The organism is Paracoccus sp. SY (assembly GCF_002901215.1).
GTDB lineage: Bacteria > Pseudomonadota > Alphaproteobacteria > Rhodobacterales > Rhodobacteraceae > Paracoccus > Paracoccus acridae.
The window spans coordinates 1-1222 of sequence record NZ_NWMQ01000144.1; the positions used below are offsets into that span (position 1 = coordinate 1).

Sequence of the window (1222 nt, forward strand, 5' to 3'; positions counted from 1 at the left end):
TCCTGCCATCTCTACACCTCTCACCATGCCATATTTTGGGGGATCTGTCACGGGTTTTGTCCCGCACAGAGAGGAGATCACCCCCACACTGCCCGCAACCGTCTGACAGCTTCTCAGGAGGTGGTCAGCCCGATGGCTGGGTCACCGCAGGCCCACTAAGCTGCGCTTCTCGGCTTCGCCATCTTCGCGTAACCGCACTGCTCTACTCCGGCAGGTCCCTGCTGAACAGAGGGCTCAGGCGACAGGTCACAGCGGGTAAGACGCAGCCGCCAGGAACCGATGCCTAAGGGCACTGCCCCCTGCCCCAAAGAACAACTATCCCCCAACGCCCGACGCAGACATAAAGGTCTTATCAGCCGAGCGGGTGTGTGTGGTTGGTTTCAGAGTGTTCCCGCCCGGCTGAAAGATCCTACGCCTTGCGAGACGTGCTGTTGTCGGTGCCTGGGGCGGAGAAGGCCTCCGGGACCCTTTCGTGAAGCACGGGCGCGTGTTCGCCTGGGTCCTTGTTATCGGGATCCGCTGTCACGTCCTGTTGTCCGACAGGGTGCTGGCCCGGCGGGGCGGAGGTGCCTTTCTGACCCGCGTCCTGATGAAGGGCGCGGCGTGTTTGCCGCTGGGTCCCTCGAGTTCCAGGATGAGCGTCTCCAGTTCGCCGATCTGCTTTCTGATCCGGTCGATCGTTGTGTTGCGTTCCTGGTCGGACAAGGGCAGCCGGCCAATGTTGGCCCGGCACAGCCTTACGGCCGTGTTGGCCGCCGACAGGTTGGCATGCAAGGCGCTGTAGGTGGTGATCCGGTAGCTCATGCCCGATCCTCTTATGCGCTATTTGCATAAGATACCTTCGGTTAAGGAGCCGTTAACAGGACCCGGCGATGCCGACCGATCTTGTGAAGAGGCCCGCACCCGCAGCACGTTTGCGGCAGGGCGGCGACCACCTTTGTCGTCTCAGAAGGCCTGCAGATCGACCGCGCTTGTCTTGCCGTTGCGGCCGGTCTCCAGTTCAAAGGAGACTTTCTGCCCGTCCCGCAGCGTGTCCAGTCCGGCGCGCTGAACGGCCGTGATATGGACAAACACATCCCCGCCCCCGGCCTCCGGCGCAATGAAGCCATAACCCTTGTCGGTGTTGAACCACTTGACTGTCCCGCGTGCCATTGTCCCTCTCCGCTGCACAACAAGACATTGCTTGGCATAGCGCTCAGCCGCGCAGCAAGAGATTTCTGAT

At 61.6% G+C, this 1222-nt stretch carries 2 protein-coding genes; both read right to left on the minus strand.

Translation table 11 applies throughout. The annotated features are described in order from the left end of the window. Positions 1-522: 522 nt before the first annotated feature. Positions 523-804 carry a hypothetical protein gene (locus tag CK944_RS22170; RefSeq protein ID WP_103175186.1) on the minus strand — a complete coding sequence of 94 codons (282 nt, stop codon included), beginning with the start codon at positions 802-804 and terminating at the stop codon, positions 523-525. Positions 805-945: 141 nt separating this feature from the next. Continuing rightward, on the minus strand, positions 946-1152 hold the full coding sequence (locus CK944_RS22175) for a cold-shock protein (RefSeq protein WP_103175187.1): 207 nt from the start codon (positions 1150-1152) through the stop codon (positions 946-948). Between the last annotated feature and the right edge of the window lie 70 nt (positions 1153-1222).